17 protein-coding genes and 2 pseudogenes are annotated in these 18,976 nt (G+C 51.5%); 5 read left to right on the top strand and 14 right to left on the bottom strand.

The genetic code is table 11. The features are described 5' to 3' along the window. Positions 1-68: 68 nt before the first annotated feature. Together KP22_RS14275 and KP22_RS14270 are read left to right on the top strand one after the other, a co-directional pair. Entirely contained in the window at positions 69-737 is a 669-nt protein-coding gene (locus KP22_RS14275) for a carbonic anhydrase (protein ID WP_072012587.1), read from the top strand. Beyond that, positions 734-2,203, top strand: coding sequence for a SulP family inorganic anion transporter (locus KP22_RS14270; protein WP_039304413.1), 1,470 nt, complete (start codon positions 734-736; stop codon positions 2,201-2,203). The genes KP22_RS14275 and KP22_RS14270 overlap by 4 nt, the downstream gene beginning before the upstream one ends. 49 nt (positions 2,204-2,252) lie before the next feature. Here the strand turns inward: KP22_RS14270 and KP22_RS14265 are convergent, their stop codons facing one another. After that, positions 2,253-3,350, bottom strand: coding sequence for a DUF1615 domain-containing protein (locus KP22_RS14265; RefSeq protein WP_039304410.1), 1,098 nt, complete (start codon positions 3,348-3,350; stop codon positions 2,253-2,255). Between the two features lie 152 nt (positions 3,351-3,502). Between KP22_RS14265 and KP22_RS14260 the strand changes: the two are divergent. Beyond that, a pseudogene (locus KP22_RS14260) lies at positions 3,503-3,733 on the top strand (HNH endonuclease); the annotation flags it as partial. 61 nt (positions 3,734-3,794) lie between these two features. On the opposite strand, the gene KP22_RS14255 reads toward KP22_RS14260, so the two are convergent. From KP22_RS14255 to KP22_RS14215, 10 genes and pseudogenes are all read right to left on the bottom strand, one after another. Beyond that, complete coding sequence (locus tag KP22_RS14255; RefSeq protein ID WP_039324890.1) at positions 3,795-5,141, bottom strand: HEAT repeat domain-containing protein; 1,347 nt, start codon at positions 5,139-5,141, stop codon at positions 3,795-3,797. A gap of 15 nt (positions 5,142-5,156) precedes the next feature. After that, positions 5,157-5,273: pseudogene (locus KP22_RS22450) on the bottom strand (RtcB family protein); the annotation flags it as partial. A gap of 190 nt (positions 5,274-5,463) precedes the next feature. Beyond that, positions 5,464-6,948, bottom strand: a complete 1,485-nt coding sequence (locus KP22_RS14250; protein ID WP_039324887.1) for a cysteine desulfurase — start codon at positions 6,946-6,948, stop codon at positions 5,464-5,466. Continuing rightward, the gene (locus KP22_RS14245; RefSeq protein ID WP_039304397.1) at positions 6,935-7,879 is read right to left on the bottom strand and encodes a family 2A encapsulin nanocompartment shell protein; all 945 of its coding nucleotides are present in this window, start codon (positions 7,877-7,879) and stop codon (positions 6,935-6,937) included. Before KP22_RS14245 ends, KP22_RS14250 begins: the two co-directional genes overlap by 14 nt. Before the next feature lie 54 nt (positions 7,880-7,933). Continuing rightward, positions 7,934-9,109, bottom strand: coding sequence for a molybdopterin-synthase adenylyltransferase MoeB (gene moeB, locus KP22_RS14240; protein ID WP_039324885.1), 1,176 nt, complete (start codon positions 9,107-9,109; stop codon positions 7,934-7,936). Beyond that, positions 9,106-9,396, bottom strand: coding sequence for a MoaD/ThiS family protein (locus KP22_RS14235; protein WP_039324934.1), 291 nt, complete (start codon positions 9,394-9,396; stop codon positions 9,106-9,108). Before KP22_RS14235 ends, moeB begins: the two co-directional genes overlap by 4 nt. Before the next feature lie 65 nt (positions 9,397-9,461). Next, a complete protein-coding gene (locus KP22_RS14230) occupies positions 9,462-9,890 on the bottom strand; it encodes a M67 family metallopeptidase (protein WP_081923394.1) in 429 nt (142 codons plus the stop codon). Continuing rightward, positions 9,890-10,789: a PLP-dependent cysteine synthase family protein gene (locus KP22_RS14225; RefSeq protein WP_052012533.1), complete on the bottom strand. Its 900-nt coding sequence runs from the start codon at positions 10,787-10,789 to the stop codon at positions 9,890-9,892. The genes KP22_RS14230 and KP22_RS14225 overlap by 1 nt, the downstream gene beginning before the upstream one ends. 175 nt (positions 10,790-10,964) lie before the next feature. Next, the gene (gene epsC, locus KP22_RS14220) at positions 10,965-11,930 is read right to left on the bottom strand and encodes a serine O-acetyltransferase EpsC (protein WP_081923393.1); all 966 of its coding nucleotides are present in this window, start codon (positions 11,928-11,930) and stop codon (positions 10,965-10,967) included. A gap of 188 nt (positions 11,931-12,118) precedes the next feature. Further along, the gene (locus KP22_RS14215) at positions 12,119-12,316 is read right to left on the bottom strand and encodes a hypothetical protein (RefSeq protein ID WP_039324880.1); all 198 of its coding nucleotides are present in this window, start codon (positions 12,314-12,316) and stop codon (positions 12,119-12,121) included. 270 nt (positions 12,317-12,586) lie between these two features. Here KP22_RS14215 and KP22_RS14210 point away from each other — a divergent pair, with 270 nt between their 5' ends. Beyond that, positions 12,587-12,922, top strand: coding sequence for a hypothetical protein (locus KP22_RS14210; protein ID WP_039324878.1), 336 nt, complete (start codon positions 12,587-12,589; stop codon positions 12,920-12,922). A 189-nt stretch (positions 12,923-13,111) separates the two neighbouring features. Here KP22_RS14210 and KP22_RS14205 read toward each other — a convergent pair whose 3' ends face one another. The 3 genes from KP22_RS14205 to KP22_RS14195 are packed head-to-tail and all read right to left on the bottom strand — an operon-like array spanning position 13,112 to position 17,123. Beyond that, entirely contained in the window at positions 13,112-13,942 is an 831-nt protein-coding gene (locus KP22_RS14205; RefSeq protein ID WP_039304383.1) for a hypothetical protein, read from the bottom strand. Further along, entirely contained in the window at positions 13,939-15,585 is a 1,647-nt protein-coding gene (locus KP22_RS14200) for a hypothetical protein (RefSeq protein ID WP_039304379.1), read from the bottom strand. Before KP22_RS14200 ends, KP22_RS14205 begins: the two co-directional genes overlap by 4 nt. 17 nt (positions 15,586-15,602) lie before the next feature. Continuing rightward, complete coding sequence (locus tag KP22_RS14195; protein ID WP_039324876.1) at positions 15,603-17,123, bottom strand: OmpA family protein; 1,521 nt, start codon at positions 17,121-17,123, stop codon at positions 15,603-15,605. Between the two features lie 732 nt (positions 17,124-17,855). Between KP22_RS14195 and KP22_RS14190 the strand changes: the two genes are divergently transcribed. Next, positions 17,856-18,851, top strand: coding sequence for a LysR family transcriptional regulator (locus tag KP22_RS14190; RefSeq protein ID WP_039304373.1), 996 nt, complete (start codon positions 17,856-17,858; stop codon positions 18,849-18,851). Positions 18,852-18,976 lie beyond the last annotated feature (125 nt).

Here is an 18,976-nt window from a genome sequence, read left to right as displayed (position 1 = left end):
TATGCCTAACTTAATTAAGTGAAGGCTACGAATTAATGGTTCCCTCTTCGTTCTCAATTGAGTGGGAAATATCCCTGTGTTCTCTAAAGAGAGAGTTTACTTTGACGACATTAAAACCCCTATTAGCCAAAAATCGTAGTTGGGCCACGCTGCGTCGCCAGCGCCATCCCCACTATTTCAGAAAACACACGCAGGGCCAGACACCCCATTCACTTTGGATCGGCTGTTCAGACAGTCGGGTTCCTGCCGAAGTGCTGACTGGCTCTGCTCCCGGCGAGCTTTTTGTTCACCGTAACATCGCGAACATGGTGGTCACTGACGACGATAACTTTATGAGTGTGCTGCAATATGCCCTTGAATATCTGCATGTTTCCCGCATCGTGCTCTGCGGACACTACGGTTGTGGTGGCGTTCAGGCTGCGGTGAATCTGCCCGAGATGGGGCTCGCCCATGAAGACTCTGCGCTATCCCGCCGTATCACGGCACTGCGTCAGGCGCTTTCGCCGCACATTGCGGCTTCACAAAATAGTGATGCTGATGAAAGCACACGCCAGAACCAACTGGTTGAGGCCAACGTGCTGGCGCAGTTCGCCCACCTAATCGCCTGTGAACCGGTGCAAAAAGCCTGGTGCGATGGCGTCGAGTTGGATGTTTTCGGCTGTGTCTACGACCTGCATAGCGGTCATCTGAAAGAACTTATCCACCGTCACGCACAGGAACAGGAGGCATCACCATGAACCTGAGCACACTCAGACATGATATCCCAGCGGGGCTCGTCGTCTTCCTTGTTGCCCTACCGCTGAGCCTCGGCATCGCGCAGGCCAGCGGTCTTCCCCCTTTTGTCGGTCTGTTGACCGGCGTCGTCGGCGGACTCGTCGTCACCCTATTCAGCCCGTCTCGCTATGCCGTCAGCGGCCCCGCCGCCGGTCTGGTCACTATCGTCTCCGGCTCTATCGCCAGCCTGGGATCGTTTTCAGCATTGCTATTGGCGATCATGCTCGCCGGGGTGCTGCAATGTATTCTCGGCCTACTGCGCGCCGGGCGCTTTATTACGCTCATTCCCGGTACCGTGATTAAAGGCATGCTGTCCGCTATCGGCATTCTGCTGATTATTCAGCAAATCCCGCTCGCTTTCGGGTCAGACGGTGAAGACAGCCTGAAATCACTCTTCGGTGCATCCGAACCCGGATTCTCTGCCAGCGCGCTGACCGTCTGTCTGGTCGGGCTAGCGATTCTCTGGCTCTGGACCACCAAACCCGTGCAAAAAATCAGTGCCCTTAGCTGGCTCCCCGGCCCGCTGGTCGCCGTGCTATTTGGCGGATTATTTACCGTCTACGGCGAGCGCCTATCCTCCGAGATGGTTGATAATCTGCCGCGCATTGTCCTGCCTGAATTTGGCAGTCTGGAACAGCTCATGGGGGAGATGACCCGCCCTGACTGGCAGGCGTGGAAGAACCCAGCGGTTTATGTAGTTGCGGTAACGCTGGCATTGGTGGCCAGTCTGGAAACGTTGCTGAGTCAGGAAGCGCTAAAGAAAATTCGCCCGCAGCACCCTGCACCTTCGCCGGATAAAGAGATGCGTGCACAGGGGATTGGGAACATGATCAGCGGTTTTCTGGGCGGCTTGCCGATTACTGCCGTGATTGTGCGCAGTTCCGTCAACGTCAATGCAGGTGCGCGTACCAAATTTTCCATCCTGCTACACGGCGTGTTGCTGCTCCTGTGCGGCCTGTTCATGACTGACTTACTTAACGTCATTCCGCTTGCCAGTCTGGCCGCGGTTTTGCTGTATACCGGCTATAAACTGGCGTCTCCGCAACAGTTCCTACTGCTGTGGCGTCAGGGTTTACAACAGTTCGTCCCTTTCGCCGCGACCGTTATCGGGATCATCGTGTTTGGGATGCTGGCAGGCATCGGGATTGGCATCATAACCCAGTTAGCTTTCAGCATTTATAAAAGCCACCGCAACGCGATGCAGCTCACACGCTACGGCGATCACTTTGTGCTCAGCTTTCAGCAAAACCTGACGTTTGTGCACAACCCGCGTCTGCAAGGCTTGCTCAACAAGATCCCCGCCAACAGCGTCGTGATTGTAGAACACGACAACGCAGACTACATCGACCCCGATGTCCGCACGATGCTGGAAGATTTCCGCGAAAATGCACAAGAACGCGGCATCAAACTCAGCCAGTGGCCAGTTTGATGCACTCACCGCAGTGAATGACGGCAACGCCCTCGGTGGAGGGCGCTGCCTATTTAGCTCTGACTAAACACCGCTGCCGGCGTTCATCGACCCGTTGGGCAAACCATGCGGTAGTGAGCTTACGGGTAATTTTCGGACTTTCCAGCGCGATCCCCGGCAGGATAGTGCGCGGCGCTTTCGTGCCCGACTTATCCGCCAGCGCAAAGACACGTTCATACAGGTTGGTGTCTTCAAAATCGAGGCTATCGCCCTTCTCCAGCGCACGACGAATGGCGCTGTCGCTCATGTCCAACCGTTTCCCTAATGCACGCACCGCTAACTCTGTGGCGCTGGCTTTATCCGAACTGTAGTTGATTAAATCACCGTCCAGCGCCAGCTTAACCCCCGTCAGACGACTGACGGCACGCTGGAACGCCGCATTTCGGCTGGCATATCGTCCTGCGTTGAAATCGGCGAACCGATAAATAGACTGCGGGTAATTCGCCGGATAACCCAGCAGATGCTTGATGCCAAAATACATCCCACCGCGACGGCTGAAAACTTCGCGGCGAAGGGAGCCGTCCACGCTATACGGATAGCCCTTTGCGTTAGCTTCGGCGAAAGCAATGCTCACCTGCATTGGCCCGCCAGTATGTACCGGGTTTAACCGCCCAAATAGTCGCTGGCCCATCGGCACCATGTCGATGAAATCATCAAAGATCGCGCTGAGTTCTTTTTCCGTGCGTACCTTATCAAGCCGCTCGCTGTAGCTTTTGCCGTTAGGAGATTTGATGAGTAGCGCGGTACGCACCAGAAAGGCTGGGACATGAACCTTCTCCGCGCGGTGGTCAATCTCCTGCCAGGCAATTTTCGACAAATTCGGCACCTGTGGATCGGCGTTAAACGTCGATTCCTGCTCGGTCACCGCGAGTACCGAACATAAATTTTCATTGCTGGGATCGAGTCCCTGCGTAGTAAATGCCGTGGCAATATCGGTTGCCCACCCCTGACGATCTTTCACGTTATCAGGCAACAGTTTGAGCAACTGCGCGCGAACATCCGCAGGCCGTGATTCCGGCGTCGTCGCCGTTTTGCTGGCACACCCCGCCAGTACCAGCAGAGCCAGCGCACATAAGGGACGGAACAAGGGAGTATAAGAATGAGGCATAGTCTCTCGGCATCATGATTGAAAAGCTGTCAGAACGTTAACGCAGCCTGCACCAATTATCCAGACGGGGCAAACACATGCATTTTACGAAATGACCTGGCATAGTTAGCGATATCACTAATCGAATGCGCTAACGAACGGACGAAACACGTATGGCGGCTACCAACCATTGGACGCGAGATCAATTACTGATCGCCTTCACTTTATACAGTCAATTGCCGTTTGGCAGGCTGCATTCGCGTAACCCCGATATCATTCGCTACGCCAAGTTGATTAACCGCACGCCTTCTGCATTGGCAATGAAGCTGGTTAATCTCGCCAGCCTCGATCCGTTTATTATCGACTCCGGCCGCACCGGTTTGCGCGGCGCGTCCAATGCCGATCTGTCACAGATGGCATACCATCGTGAGCATATTTTTTTGGGACAGGGATAAAGGCAACGAATCAGCCACCAAACAAAAACAGAGCGATGTACGGGCTTTTACGCGAGATAACGTGCGGATTTTTATCTAATAACGCCCGCAAACGCGCCTGCTGCCGGGTATTCGGCAGGATGCCCGAACGGTTGAACCGCTGCGTCCAATACTTCACGCCAGCCTGCGTTAGTGCAGCATTTTCTGCTTGCACGTTATCCAACAGGAAAATCAGCCAGTCCCATTTATTCAACTTTTGGGCTAAAAAGTAGTACACCTCAATGTGTTCTCTGGAAGACGCCTCTTCCAGACAGCGCTGAAGTTCAGGCAGCGACAAATAGATTTCCTGCTGATAAAACAGCTTCCGCGCAACTTTCGCAATAGCAATCGAGGGGTGGCGTAAGGCAGCCAACAGTCGTTCGTGAGCATCGTCACCAGTACGTTGAATAAGAATACGCAAGGCGCTGTGATAAAGGCTGGGATAGCGTTCATCCAGATTGCGTTCCGCCAGCACCACAATGCCGTCGTAACGATGTTCATCCAGCCCCCACAGCGTGATTTTACGCTCTGTCACGGTTGCCGCCCGATCCAATGCCGTAAGATAATGAGCAACCGGATCGTTGTTTGTCTCACGCAACAGCGCTGAGGCTCGTTGGCGCACCAGCGCATTTTTATCAAACAGTAGCGCGATCAACAGGGACTCAGGAACAGGGAACGCGTTGTGGATAACATACTGCAACACCACCTGCTTGATGGGTGCGAAAGTATCTTTCAACAGAATCGCCATCACCTCATGATCGACATCCCGATCTGCGCTTAGTAGATACCGCACCGCGTGCGCTCTGACTAACGGATCGCGGTGCAGCATCGCCTGCTCAAAAATCTGCTTCAGCGGAAACAGGTTACGCTCAGCCAGAATATCCAGTGACAGTCTGGCGACGGTTTTGTCTTCCGAGGACAGCCCAGCGAGTAGCAAGGGCGCATGTGGCTCCTCGGCCAGAAAGCTGACGATCTCATCCACCAGCGGCTGATGATTTTCCCTCTGGCATTGCAGCAGCCAGAAAATCTCAGGCAAATTGGCGACAAAATGCGCGGCATTATCCGGCGTTAACAGCAGCCGCACGCTCTGTTTGGCCGCACGGCGTACTGGTTCAGCCCAATCGTTCACCCGTTCAATCAGTGCTGGTAATGCTGAGACCTCATCCATGAAACCCAGACACAGCACCGCACGCTGCCGAATATGCCCGTTATAATGGCGCGTAAGCGTTATCAAGCGTGACGCCGAACCCAGTGGCTCGGCCTGTGCGGGCTGATCATCGGTGTCTGATGAAGCGACGAGTTTTTCCAACTGTTGCAGTAGTAAATCATACGATGCCATATTCCCTGCCCTCTTCTATCCTTTTGTACACACCACCTGACGCAACGTATGCACGATTTCCACCAGCGATGACTGTGCCGCCATTACCCTATCGATATCTTTGTACGCTAGCGGAATTTCAGAGCTGGGGTCTATCGCTTACAGCGCCATTATCTGTAAATGATTGTTTTAGCTAAAGGCAGAGATGTCTAAGAAAATACAGAACGGTTCCAGAGCGGTACTTATGTAACGAAGGAAGTGGTGGACATTACGACAATGAGTGGTGCATATCAACGAAAAAATATACCGCTCATGCCAAAAGTCAGAGCGGTACCGGAAAGTGTCAGCGTACGACCAACTGTGCAATTTTTTCTGCCAGAAAATCAATTTCTTGTGGGGTGTTATAGAAGGCAAGAGAAGGCCTGACCGTACTTTCGTAACCAAAGTGGCGCAGGATAGGCTGAGCACAATGGTGCCCAGAGCGTACTGCAATCCCCGCCTGACTGAGGTGACGCCCTATCGCTTCGTTTTCATGACCTTGCAGCACAAAAGACAACACGCTCGTCTTTTTTGCTGCGGTGCCGATCAGCTTCAGCCCTGGAATCCGCGATAACTTTTCAATCCCGTACTCCAATAGCGCATGCTCATATTGGGCGATATTTTCGATCCCCAATGCGGTGACATAATCGATGGCGGCACCAAGCCCGACGGCATCGGCAATATTCCCCGTTCCCGCCTCAAACTTATTCGGCGCAGGCTGATAACGCGTCACTTCAAAGGTCACATCGGCGATCATATTGCCGCCGCCCTGATACGGGCGCGCTTCTTCAAGTACGTCCTTTTTGCCGTACACCACGCCGATGCCAGTAGGCCCGAAGATTTTGTGACCGGAAAAGACAAAGAAATCAGCATCCAACGTCGTCACATTTACAGGGATATGCGAAATTGACTGGGCACCATCAATGGCAATACGCACGCCAAAGCGGTGGGCGATCGCCACCAACTCCTGTATTGGTGTAACGGTTCCCAACGCATTGGAAACGTGAGTGGCTGAGACAAAACGTGTTTTGTCATTGAACAGACGAACATACTCTTCAATGATCAATTGCCCGTCTTCATCCACCGGTGCCACACGGATCACCGCACCGGTCTCCTGAGCGACTAGCTGCCACGGCACAATGTTTGCGTGGTGCTCCAGCAACGTCAGGATAATCTCATCCCCTGGGCGCAACAGCGGTTTGACATAGCTTTGGGCAATCAGGTTTAGCCCTTCTGTCGTCCCGCGTACGAACACAATATTGTCCGAACTGCCCGCCCCGATAAAACGTGCGACCTTATCCCTTGCAGCCTCGTAAGCATCAGTTGAACGCGCAGCCAGCGCGTGTGCCGCACGATGAATATTTGAGTTTTCATGCAGGTAAAAATGGCTGATGCGCTCAATAACCTGTCTGGGTCGTTGGGTCGTCGCCGCATTGTCCAGCCAAACGAGCGGCTTACCGTCAACCTGTTCAGACAGGATCGGGAAATCGGCGCGGATCTGTTCCACTGGAACATGGCCTACACGCGCCAGCGGCGCAGGCACAGATGCAGAAGACGTACCCAGCCGTTGTGCCGTTGTATTTGGCAGCACGGCGATATCTTGACCGTAGGGGATCACTTTCGGCGCATAGGTTGGATCCGGCGTGCCCTGTGGATGACTTCTGCTCCCCAGTAACGCAAGCAAATCGCGTTCATCCGGCAAACCATAATCTCGAGCCGACAGCGGACGCTCACCACTACCTGGCCACGGGCCGGGAATCCCCAACAGTGAAAGATTATTCGTAGTCATAATATTCACCTACTTCAACATCTTCCAATACGGCGATAGCATCATCGGCCAGAATGGCAGCGGAGCAATAGAGTGAAAGCAGGTAAGAAGCAACGCCATTGTCATCAATGCCGCGAAAACGTACGGATAGACCGCGAGATTGTTCATTTGGCAACCCTGACTGATACAAGCCGAGCACACCGCGCTTAGCTTCACCAGAACGAATCAGCAGAATGTTGGTTTTACCGCCCTTGCCTTTTGGAGTCTTCAAACCGTCAACAAACAGTTTGTCCGAGGGGATCACAGGGATGCCGCGCCACAGAATAAACGTCCCGCCGTGTAAGTTAGCCGTAACCGGCGGCACACCGCGACGCGTGGCTTCACGGGTAAACGCAGCAATAGCGCGAGGGTGGGCCAGGAAAAACGACGGTTCTTTCCATACCTTAGAAATCAGTTCATCCAGATCGTCCGGCGTTGGTCGCCCGTTACGTGTTTGGATCCGCTGAGAATCAGCGATGTTCTTGAGCAGGCCGTAATCGTCGTTATTAATGAGTTGGCTTTCCTGACGCTCACGCAGGCTTTCAATCGCTAGCGCGATTTGCTCAGAAGCCTGATCGAACGGTGAGCTATAGATATCCGCGATTTTGGTATCGACATTAATAATCGTCGCAAGAGAATCCAACTGATATTCACGCGGCTGCGTTTGGTATTCGATATACCCTTTAGGGATTTCGACCTGGGTCGGATCCTGGCTGCACAGCGCATCCAGCGGCGTATCACCCTCCACGACTTTGTTAACTCGATAGATCCCAGCTTCTAGTCCTTTGTAATCCAGAAAATAGCTAACCCAGCGCGGCGTAATCGCACCAAACTGCGGCGCTGTTTTGGTCACGTTAGCGAGTTGATACGCGGCGTCGCGTCCCAGAGCGTTCAGAACGTTTTTATCTGTCATGGTGTTTTCCCTTAAGTTTTACTTTCAATAAACGACTTTTACATGGTTCGAGGTTCAATACTGTGGCAGGCGGGTATCCACATCCTGCGCCCACGCATTAATGCCATCTTTTAGATTCAAGACTCGCCCGGTATAGCCCGCCCGCTGCAAGGCACGCATGGCAAACTGGCTGCGCTGCCCGATCTTGCAGAGGAACACGGCATCCACCGCAGGATCAAATTCATCAATACGACGCACGATCTGCCCGAGCGGGATCACCTTGGCGTCAGGGAACTTCACGATCGCCCGCTCGTGTGGTTCACGAATATCGATCAGCTGTAACGGTTTTTTCGCATCCAGCCACGCTTTCAACTCGTGAGCCGTGACGCTCTCGATAGGCACCTCTTCTTCGTTCGGTTTTAAGCCGCAGAACTCCTCATAGTCGATCAGCGCATGAATCGTCGGATGCTCACCGCAGACCGGACAATGGGCATCTTTTTCCAGCTTCAGCTCGCGTTGTTTCATCTCCCAGACGTCGAATAGCAGCAGACGCCCGACGAGACTCTCACTGCCACCGACGATCAATTTAATGGCCTCTGCTGCCTGAATGGTGCCAATAATCCCCGGCAGCACGCCCACTACACCGCCCTCGGCACAGGACGGCACCAGCCCTGGCGGCGGCGGTGTCGGATAGAGGCAGCGGTAGCACGGGCCAGCCTTGGCATAGAACACGCTCGCCTGACCTTCAAACTGAAAAATAGAGCCGTACACATTTGGCTTGCCGAGCAGTACGCAAGCATCGTTGATGAGATAACGGGTCGGGTAGTTATCGGTACCATCAACGACGATGTCGTAATCGCGGATGATATCCAGCGCATTTTTACTGTTGAGCTGGGTGTTGTAGGTCACGACCTCAATATCCGGATTAATGGCCCGAATTTTATCTTTGGCGGAGGCGACCTTGGGGCGGTCGATATCCTTGGTACTGTGGATGATCTGCCGTTGCAGGTTGGAGACTTCGACAAAATCGAAATCTACGATGCCAATCGTCCCTACACCTGCCGCCGCTAAGTACAGGGCAACTGGCGCACCCAATCCCCCCGTGCCAATCAGCAATACGCGCGCACTTTTCAGGCGTTGTTGCCCTTCCAGCCCGACTTCCGCCAGCAGCAGATGGCGGCTGTACCGCGCGATCTCCGCGTGTGACAGCGCCGTTAGCCGGTCGTCGGGAATAATGCTTGGAATACTCATGCCAGTTCTCCGGCACCACCCGCAATAGCAGGCACCAGAAGCACCTCGTCGCCACTTTTAACTGGCGTATCTAAACCGCCGGTGGTTTTTATATTGGTTTCACCTACGTATAAATTGATAAAAGCGCGCAGCGAGCCGTTCTCTTCATAGAGATGCTGATGAATATCGGGATAGCTCGCCGCTAATGCCGCCACCAGTTGCCCAACCGTTTCCCCTTCCAGGCTCACTTTCCCCTGACCGTCGGTAAAAGCACGTAATGCGGTCGGAATCAATAATGTCACTGCCATCGTTATGCTCTCTCTGCCATGTTCAACATCAGGGCACATCGTCCCCATCGCTTTGTTACTGCTGGTCACTGCTCGATATTGATCGCTTCCTGTTCAAAACGCTGCCGATCCTGTGTCAGCCGCCAACTGGTGAAATCGGTCGATTGCCCTTTGGCAACCGCAACAATGATGTAGGCATAAAACGGCAGGGCATGCTCTCGGTCATACTCGGACGGGATGGCAGGATGATCCGGGTGTGAATGGTAGAAACCCACCACGTCAATGTCCTGCGCTCGCGCCGTACGTTCTGCCAATAGGTAGTCATCTGCCGTGATGACAAAGCGGTGATATTGCTCCTGCGCCTCGCGCGCGTTGATGATGGGCAACAGCGCCGTCACCTGTGCATCACCGTTTTTATCGAAACGCCCCAGCAATGCACCGCAGCACTCATTGGGGTACGTTTTTTCGCCTTCTGCCCGGATCAGGCGCTCCGTTTCCGTTGTTAATCGAATCATCAGTTTTCATTCCAAAAAGGATCGGCCAGATAGCGCGAACCGGTATCACAAAGTAGCGTCACCACCACTGAACCGCTCGGCAGCGTCTGCGCCAGCTTCAAGGCCGCTGCCACATTGGCACCCGAAGAGATGCCGGCAAAAATACCTTCGCAATTCGCCAGATGACGAGTTGCGGCGTAGGCTTCCTCCGTCGTTACCGTCACCACGCCGTCCTGCAAGGTTTCATCCAAAATGCCGGGCTTGATGCTACTGGCCATATGCTTGGTGCCCTCGATACCGTGCAGCGGAGACGCCGGCTGCACCGCCAGCGTTTGAATATGCGGATTTTCCTGCTTTAACCGCCGCGCACTCCCGACAAAGCTACCGGAGGTGCCCATGCTGGTAATGAAATGCGTGATACGCTTTTGCGTTTGCTGCCAAATTTCCCAACCGGTCGTGGCAAAATGCATATGGGGGTTAACAGGGTTGTTGTACTGATCGGGATAAAAATAGCGCTCGGGGTCTTGCTCCACCTGCCTTCTTACCGCCAGATAGGCACCATCAGAACCTTCTAACGGATCGGTTTCTACAATCGTCGCACCGTAATGACGGATGATCTGTTTACGCTCATTGCTGGTGTTCTGCGGCATATAGAGCACCACGTCATACCCAAGCGCAGCGCCGATCATCGCGTAGGCAATGCCCGTATTGCCGCTGGTAGCATCAATGATCGTCTTTCCACGCACCAACGCCCTCTGAGCAATACCATCAAGCACCATTGCCTTTGCCGCCCGATCTTTTACCGAACCGCTAGGATTCATAAATTCAGCTTTTGCCAGTAAAGAAACACCCGGCGTTTTTTCAGAAAAATGCGGCAATGCTAATAATGGCGTATTTCCGACAAGATCAAGAATACTCATACTTATTTCCGTAAGCAGGGCGTTTTATTCTTTATTTCAATTAAAGAAAACATCATGACGCTTATATTTAAAAAACAGAAATGACCATAATAAAAAAACAGCATTAACTTTTATTTATCAAAAAAACATCGATAGTTTTCACTAAGAAAAAAAATTAGAAAGTAAATTATAAAAATTAAATTCCATCACCATCTTTATATTGATTTTGCAATAAATTGGCTTGTCGCACATTACTGTCTGGCGGCGTGTCGCGGGTTAACCACACATTACCACCAATACTCGATCGCGCACCGATAGTAATACGCCCCAACAAGGTTGCACCCGCATAGATCACTACGTCATTTTCGATAATCGGATGGCGGGGATAACGTTTTTTCAAATTACCATTGGTATCGGTAATAAAGTTCTTCGCACCAAGCGTGACAGCCTGGTAAATACGCACTCGCTTGCCAATAATCGCCGTTTCTCCAATGACCACACCCGTTCCGTGATCGATGAAAAATCCTTCGTCAATCTGCGCACCAGGGTGAATATCGATACCAGTCTGGCTATGTGCTTTTTCTGTGATTATCCGCGCCAGCAGCGGAAAATCGAGTTGATAAAGCACATGGGCTAAACGGTAATGGATGACGGCGTGAATGCCTGGGTAGCACAGCAGCACTTCATCAATGCTTCGCGCAGAAGGATCACCCTGATAGGCAGCCAGAATATCACTGTCGAGTAATTTGCGTATTTCAGGCAACTGCGCAGCGAACTGTTTGATTCGCTTGATGACACCTTGAGCGCCATCTGCCGTATTATCTGAATGGGATAACTCACCTGTGTTATAACGCTGCTCCAGTAACGCCTCTTCAGCGAGACGATCCAGCACGTTACCCAGTAGATACCCGACATAATAGTCTTCACTCTCTTTTTTGAGATCGGTGGCACCTAAACGCATGGGGTACAAAATTTTTGATAACGTATCGACAATGCTACTGACATTCTCTTTCGAGGGGAAAAGGCGTTTATGACGATAATCACCCTGTAGGTATTTATCACGCCATTGCTGACGAACGTCTTTTAATCCATCAACAATGCTGTCTAAATGCCAGTTGATATCTTCCTGTGAAGTGTAAAAAATTTCACTCAATTGCGGCATAGTGCTCCACCTCTTAAAAACAGCATTACTATAGATATAACTAAAAGTCAGAAAATTATGGGTTAACCTCATTAATTAGAATATGATAGTGTGCTTTGCCGATCGGCAAGGCAAGCGACTTAATGATCTATAAATAGTCAACTTTTGGATAAATGAAGCCACACGGAACAATGCCGCTAAGCAGTTCATTATGGTGGATAGGTTTTTTTGCCACAGGGCAAACTGGTGTTTCCCACAAACACGATATAAATACCGTGCGTAAAGTGCGTCAGCCTTATCGGTTGTTCAAGAACACTTGTCATCTCATCAACAACGTCTTTCACAGGGCCAATCAAATTTCTGCGAGCTTCATTCCAAAATCCGCTGTAATTCCACTGTAAATCCATCCACCATCTTTCACGTTTTTCATCGTTGGAATAGAGTCTCTGTGCTGCGGCAACATCCGCAGCCGGGCTTGGAACCCCGAGCATCTCAGGACTGAAAAACGCTTTGTTTTTTCAGGGGCTGCGTGCACACTCTTTACGGTGACGCAGGCAGGGCAACCGCAAGGTTGACCGGTCTTCTTGAGAGCCGGGGTTCCAATCCTGTCTGTGTCACCCCCCAAGTTTGGAACCTTGTGTGGTGGCGGACTTAATTATCTCAAGGAAAAAATGACCATGACGGACACTCACGCCACACCCGCTGACAGCACCATTACTATTTTCCGCGACCTAATCGCCAGCCTGCCTTTCGCACAGTTAGATGACGTTCAGCTCTGCGACCTCGGCGCGATTGCCGCCGAATCGGTTGAAGGCCTGTGCCACGGCCTGCATTACCTCGGTGACACGCTGCAAAACGACGTGGAACTGCCACAGGAAAGCCTCAGCCAGCTCGGCGCGTGCCTCAACGCTACCGCGCACCTGATTCCGGCACTGCTGGAAATGTGTGAACAGGCGGAACGCCACGTGCGCGCAGTAACGACAGTGAGTGATGCACCTCTTACCACACAGTAAAGACACGCTGTTAGGTTACATAGGGCGATAGCATTTTCCCTCTAACTTCCTCTCAATAAGGAAAGGGAGCAAACTCGGCATTTTTCATCAACTGAATGAAAAAAGAGCCAAATAGGTGATGCAGACCCGCTGAAAACAAAAAAGGCGCTAATGTCATTCATACATCAGCGCCTTTCAGTAGGACAAAAATTACTTCAGATCGACCGTCAATTCTGGGGCACCGAAACTCACCACGGTAGCTTTAGACGCTGCGAAATATTGTCGCCAGAAGACTTCAAGCTGCTGCATGACCTTGCCGGATCGATAGTTGTTTTTCGAATCCGTATCGATAAGTCCCGCTCCTGCGATATACACATTCGCACCGGCGAAATTCGCCACCAGATCTTGCTTCCCAGCACGAGCCATCTCTTTTTCCGGCTCTAACAAACGAATACTGTTGTTGCTGTAAAAGCTGCCAAATTCGCTATTTTCAAGCATATCGGACACCAACAGAATCGTTTTACTGGCAGCAGAGGTCTCTTTCAGATCGTCACCAATGCGCTTGAGGCTATCCATGATCTCGCTTTTGGCGATGTTATCCCCACGCTCGGCGAAACTTTCTGCCATTTTCTTCCCGATGTTTTGCGCAAAAAACTGCCTTTGCTGCACAAGACACCCATCCAATGATTTCAGGCTGTCCATCCCTAAGCTGTTGCGTACCTTCTGATCGGTAAACGGCATTTCCAGCTTGCCGTCAAACACGCGCTTCATGTAGTTATCCTGCAACAGCGCCGAGAACTGATACATAACAACATGATCGCCAGGCTGCACGTAACGTACTACCTGATTCCAGACCGATTTTTTCAGGTCAACAGGCACCTTGACCGTCTGGTCGACAATCACCACCAGTTCCCGACCGCTGTCAGCCGGGCGATGTTGGTCTAGCTTGGCAAAACTATAGCAACTAGGGATATCGTTACGTTCTGCGGCCTGCGACACACAGGTCACCCCCAGTAGCAGCAGCGAGAGTAGCGTCCTCATACGTTCTCCTTCGGACGCGCCTTATTCAGCAACGCCTGCACGCGCTGACGTTTCTTCAAGGACTCCAACGACAGTCCTTGATCCTCAGCAATCAGCTGTAGTTCTTCCTCGCTGAACAACGTCAAATCACCCAGTTCATGGATACGTTGTTTCTCGTCATCACTCTCCGGCGTATTTACTGCCGTAGTGACTGGCTGAGCAGCCTGAACAGGTTCAACGACCGTTGATGTCGATGCGAGTGCCGCAGGCTGGCTAGCCACCTCAACAGGCGCAGACTCAGCCTGCTGAACCGCAACAGGTTGAGCAACAGGCGCTGGCTGTGCCGGTTCGCTTTTCGCTTGTAAATGCGCAGTCAGCTCTGCGTTTGAGCGCGCTTTATCACGCAGCTTGCCACTAATGTAATCATCAAACGTCGGTAGCGTGGTAAGCGGTTCACTCTGGCTATTGGTGCGCTTCATCATCAAACGATTTTGCAACGCGGTTAGCTTTTCTTGCCCATCGCGCTCCACACGTTCACGCCGCATTGCATGCCACGATGCAAACTCCTCAGAACCACTGAAATTACCAATGTATTTGGCCGCAGCTTTGGATTCAATCCCGGCAAATGAACGATAAATACCGATCAAAATACCAATCAGCTGTACGCCAACAAAAATGACGGACAGGATGATGAACGTCAGTTTTGAAGCAAATACACGGTTATCTGTGATTTCTTGTGACGCCTGCGTATCCGCTTTGGCATTGTCCGCTACCGCACCCGATGGCAGGTCAAATGGAGAAGCATCACTCGTTTGAACGACCTGTGAGAATGGCGAACCGTTCACGGCCTGCGTATCCATCGCATTGATGGTCGCCGCACGTACCAGATAGGCACCAACAGAGAAGAAGATAATCAGAGACAGGGCAACCGCCGTTGCCCAATACTGCGGCTTAACGTGAACATTGTGCGTTACGCGGTTCAACATCTGGATATAGTTTGGATCGTTGTCATCCAAACGGGTATTTTCCAGCGAGATTTCGTGATTCTTGCTCAATCCTTTCGCAGATCCGCTATGGCGCGCCTCTGAATACCAGTAACGGATCTTTTTCAGCAGCGTGTTTTTATGCAGTTCAGCCCCCATCAGGTGGGTGGCAGGCACCAGTACCACACCGATCAGAACGGAGATGACAATCGCCGAGAATTCGGCCTGATTGGCAGAAATGTTACTTGCGATAAACGGCGAGAGCACCAAGGCAAAAATAAAGGCCTCAAGCAGGACTAACACCACACTGCAACCCCACAGGATGACGCCCGTCGGCTTACGCCCGCGCTCATCTACCTTATTAAGGTAGTTAACACAGCGCAGGTAGAAATCGGCATCCAGATTTGAGGTTTTATAATACTGCCAGTATTTGGCGCAAATCGCCTCTTCTGCCGGATACCAGGCCAGTTTCCCCGTGCCCTGGCGACGCGGTTCATTCGCACGGGACAAACGGGATACATGACCGATAAGTGGCATACTGCTCATCAGGTTGAGGAAAAAGTAGCTGACCTGATCCCACCAGCGGATAAAAACCAGTACCAGCGTCATCAGCACCAATAACGGCCAGAAAATGTAACGATAAAGCGAAATCGCCTCAGCGATGCTTTGAAATAATTCCATGAATCAATACCTTTTAATTAACTACGCGTCGGGGTGTAGCTCGCGATGTATTCTTTGCTGTGATTGCTGTAGAACAGCTGCCCTTGCTGTGCCTTACTGGCCTTTTTCGGCACCAGTAAATCTACGCAGGAAAGTGCCTGTTGTGTTTCATCTTGTAGATAAACCCGATACAGAATGCTTTCCTCGCCTTCCCACGCATTCGCCACCGCATTTAATGGCGCGTCAGCTTTGCGGTTGCCTTTGGACTGGTAATCACGCGTAACATATACCTTCGGATTTTCCACCACCGCGGCGTTATCACTCAGCACCTTAACGGGTGAAAGTGTGACCAGATGATTATTCACCAGCCCAGCCCAAGCCCGACCGTTCATACCCGGCAGATATTCTCGGGTTTCATGGGTTTCAACCGCTTTCCCGCTAGCCAGATTTTTGGCTTGTCCACTAACGCGCACATTATCTGCTACACAGCTTTTGAGCATGCTGCTGGCATTCGCTTCTGGAATCAGGCTAAACCCGCTGCTGCGCGGTTTGAGGCTCGCCGCCAAAACCGGTATGGAGGAATTGACTGGCTGCCCGCCAAAATCCACAAAATTCTGACTATTGGCTGGCTCGGCGGATTTTTTCGTCGTTGGCGCGGCTGACGGCTTCGCTTCTGTTGTTGGCGTTGCCGCCGCAGTCTGCGTTTCTGCTTTACGAGCGGGATCGGCTTTACGATTTGAAGATGATGTAGAAGGTTTCGCCTTGCGGCTTGATGCAGAGGGAGAACGCACTGTCGACGTAGCCTGCTCAGCCGTGCCATAACGCAGATAAGCAAGGTTACTGCCTTCCTGTTCAAGCCGCTGTTTTAACAGGGCTTCGTTTGCCAGCCCTACAATTTCGACCCGACGGTTGGCAGTCCGACCCGTTACCGTGGCGTTATCGGCCACCGGACGAGCGGAGCCCGCACCCTGGAAGTAAAGTTTCTGTGCACTCAGTCCAGCCTGTTCAAGCACCCGACCAACATTCTGCGCACGTTGTTCTGAAAGACGCTGATTCCAATCTGCACTCCCCGTAGCATCAGTATGTCCTACAATCAGAATGACGCCGCTTTGATCACCCTCTTTCATCGCTATAGCAATCTTTTTGACCTGCCGTAAACCATCCGCAGAAAGGTGCGCACTATTGGTATCGAACATGCCGCTGTCTTGAACCTGAGCCACCAGCCCTACGGTTTCAGTACCGCTTTTTTCCTGAGATTGCAGGGCGCGGGTTGTAATTGCGATATTTTCTTCCTGGGCAATTTTTGCCAGCGCCTCTTCACGATTCTGCCAAACGTTGCCCAATGCACAGCCTGCGGCACCGCCTAACAGCCCTCCCGCCACGGCTTTCTTGGCATCACCCGTCACCAGATAGGTAAGTCCACCGCCCAATGCCGCCCCGCCAATACAGCCAATCGCCGTGCCATAGCTGCGGCCCGCATCATGCAAGGACGCACAGCTTGTTGTCAGTGTCACAATAGCAGCAAGCAGGCTAATTCTTCTGACTTGATAATGCTTCACTCCATATCCCTCATCCTTAACCACCCCAAACGCGAAGAACGCCGACAAGCAGAGTTCTTTTATCCCTTAATTAACACATTCTTATGTCATTTTTTTTGAAAACATCCGCCAACCGCAGTAACCCCCCCCACGGCGTGGTTTTCTCAATAATCAGAATGGTTAATTAATTCGGCATAGTTTTTTCCGCACTAAACTACCACTCAATGTGAATAAAGTGGGAGCAGCACGAAATCAGTTTTTATATTTATCTCTTTGAATTAACGTGAGAATTAAGAAATTACACGTCAGTGGATATCAATCCGTAAGAGAGTATTTCGTATCGTAACAAAGGTGTCAACAAGCTGTTAAAGGGAAACTTTCTAACTTAGTCCTTTGAAATACAGGCGCATTTTCCACCCTATTGTGCAAAACACCCTTCATTCCTCTCATCACATTTCATAGATTCACCGTTTCTCAATAATGACTGTCCATCCGCCGAAAAATATAACCCAACGTCTGTTGTGATCCTTCGCCCTTCTCTACGCTATTCCACGCGTTACAACCTATGAATGGCATATCTTCAGATCCGCTAAAGCTAGAAATAAGAAAAAATTAATCAGTGACGCGACCTGTATTTTTTCTGAAGTTAGCCGACTATTCTGACATCAGTTAGCGAGGTCGTAGTCGGCGAGATGAGATAGACTAACGCTTCATATTTCGACGACATTCACCTTGCAGTGTAGGCAAACTCACATGGTTAAACGCACAGTGTCCGCCAATAAATCGATCGATATGTACGCCGTCTATGTTTTTGTGACGATGGCGGAAGCAGGGAGCATGACGGCAGCCGCCGCGCGGTTAGGCCTGACGCCTTCTGCCATTTCGCAGACGATCCGGTTATTGGAAGAGGATTTCGGTGTCAAATTGGTTAACCGGGCTCGTCGCCCCTTTGTCCTGACGCCCTACGGCATTGCACTGAAAAACCGAGGAGAAATCCTGACGGAGGAGATTGCGAACCTCAAGGCACAGGTGCTGGAGGCGGGAAAAGGCATCAAACCCGACTTACGTATCGGCCTGGTGGATTCGTTTGCTATCACCTGCGGTTCGGTGTTTACCAAGAGTTTGATGAAAAGTTCGTCGCAGTTGCTGATTCGTACCGGGCTCAGCCCACAGCAGGGTGAAGCGCTAATGCGCCGCGAGCTGGATATGATCGTCACCAGCGACCCGTTGATCGACAGCGATAGCGTGGTGCGTCATCAGCTGTTTTCCGAAGGCTATTTCATTATCACGCCGCCGGATTACCGTAAACGCATCAAAACGGTCGAGGACATCCGTGAGCTTTCAGCCGCACTGCCGCTGGTGCGTTTTAACCGGAACTCGCAGATTGGAATGCAGATTGAGCGCTACCTGCGCCGCATCGATATCCGCGTGCCGAACATGCTCGAATTTGATAATGCGGATACCTTAACGTCGATGGTGGCAGCAGGCATCGGTTGGGCAGTGACCACCCCGCTCAGTTTCCTGCAATCCGTTGCCCACTCCCGCGAGGTGCTGACGCATATGCCGGAACAGCTAAATATCAAGCGTTCGCTTTATATTGTCGGGCACCGAGATGAATACAGTGCGTTCTTTGAAGAAGCGTGCGATGTCACGCATGACATTATTAAAACCGTATTTGTGCCGAAATTAAAAACGCTAAACCGCGGAATAGAAAAGCTGGTTGAGATTAGCCCAGATAATTCGGAATAACAGTTAGGTATAACTATTCACGATTGGGAGACAAAACCAAAATGGAGGAATATATCCGCCAATAGTCATTTAACGATGCTTATTCAACGTTCGTCTCCCCGAGAACTTTTTTTAGTCATGATTTT

Source organism: Pectobacterium betavasculorum (genome assembly GCF_000749845.1).
Taxonomy (GTDB): domain Bacteria; phylum Pseudomonadota; class Gammaproteobacteria; order Enterobacterales; family Enterobacteriaceae; genus Pectobacterium; species Pectobacterium betavasculorum.
Note: the sequence above shows the minus strand (reverse complement) of the source record. Positions and strands in the feature narration are given on the sequence as shown.

Excerpts from the sequence above, each read along its gene's own strand:
- KP22_RS14255 (WP_039324890.1), bottom strand. The coding sequence starts at position 5,141 with ATGGCATCGTATGATTTACTACTGCAACAGTTGGAAAAACTCGTCGCT.
- KP22_RS14235 (WP_039324934.1), bottom strand. The coding sequence starts at position 9,396 with ATGGCAGTGACATTATTGATTCCGACCGCATTACGTGCTTTTACCGAC.
- KP22_RS14215 (WP_039324880.1), bottom strand. The coding sequence starts at position 12,316 with ATGGATTTACAGTGGAATTACAGCGGATTTTGGAATGAAGCTCGCAGA.
- epsC (WP_081923393.1), bottom strand. The coding sequence starts at position 11,930 with ATGCCGCAATTGAGTGAAATTTTTTACACTTCACAGGAAGATATCAAC.
- KP22_RS14225 (WP_052012533.1), bottom strand. The coding sequence starts at position 10,789 with ATGAGTATTCTTGATCTTGTCGGAAATACGCCATTATTAGCATTGCCG.
- KP22_RS14250 (WP_039324887.1), bottom strand. The coding sequence starts at position 6,948 with ATGACTACGAATAATCTTTCACTGTTGGGGATTCCCGGCCCGTGGCCA.
- KP22_RS14205 (WP_039304383.1), bottom strand. The coding sequence starts at position 13,942 with ATGAGGACGCTACTCTCGCTGCTGCTACTGGGGGTGACCTGTGTGTCG.
- moeB (WP_039324885.1), bottom strand. The coding sequence starts at position 9,109 with ATGAGTATTCCAAGCATTATTCCCGACGACCGGCTAACGGCGCTGTCA.
- KP22_RS14210 (WP_039324878.1), top strand. The coding sequence starts at position 12,587 with ATGACGGACACTCACGCCACACCCGCTGACAGCACCATTACTATTTTC.
- KP22_RS14230 (WP_081923394.1), bottom strand. The coding sequence starts at position 9,890 with ATGATTCGATTAACAACGGAAACGGAGCGCCTGATCCGGGCAGAAGGC.
- KP22_RS14190 (WP_039304373.1), top strand. The coding sequence starts at position 17,856 with ATGGTTAAACGCACAGTGTCCGCCAATAAATCGATCGATATGTACGCC.
- KP22_RS14200 (WP_039304379.1), bottom strand. The coding sequence starts at position 15,585 with ATGGAATTATTTCAAAGCATCGCTGAGGCGATTTCGCTTTATCGTTAC.
- KP22_RS14270 (WP_039304413.1), top strand. The coding sequence starts at position 734 with ATGAACCTGAGCACACTCAGACATGATATCCCAGCGGGGCTCGTCGTC.
- KP22_RS14245 (WP_039304397.1), bottom strand. The coding sequence starts at position 7,879 with ATGACAGATAAAAACGTTCTGAACGCTCTGGGACGCGACGCCGCGTAT.
- KP22_RS14265 (WP_039304410.1), bottom strand. The coding sequence starts at position 3,350 with ATGCCTCATTCTTATACTCCCTTGTTCCGTCCCTTATGTGCGCTGGCT.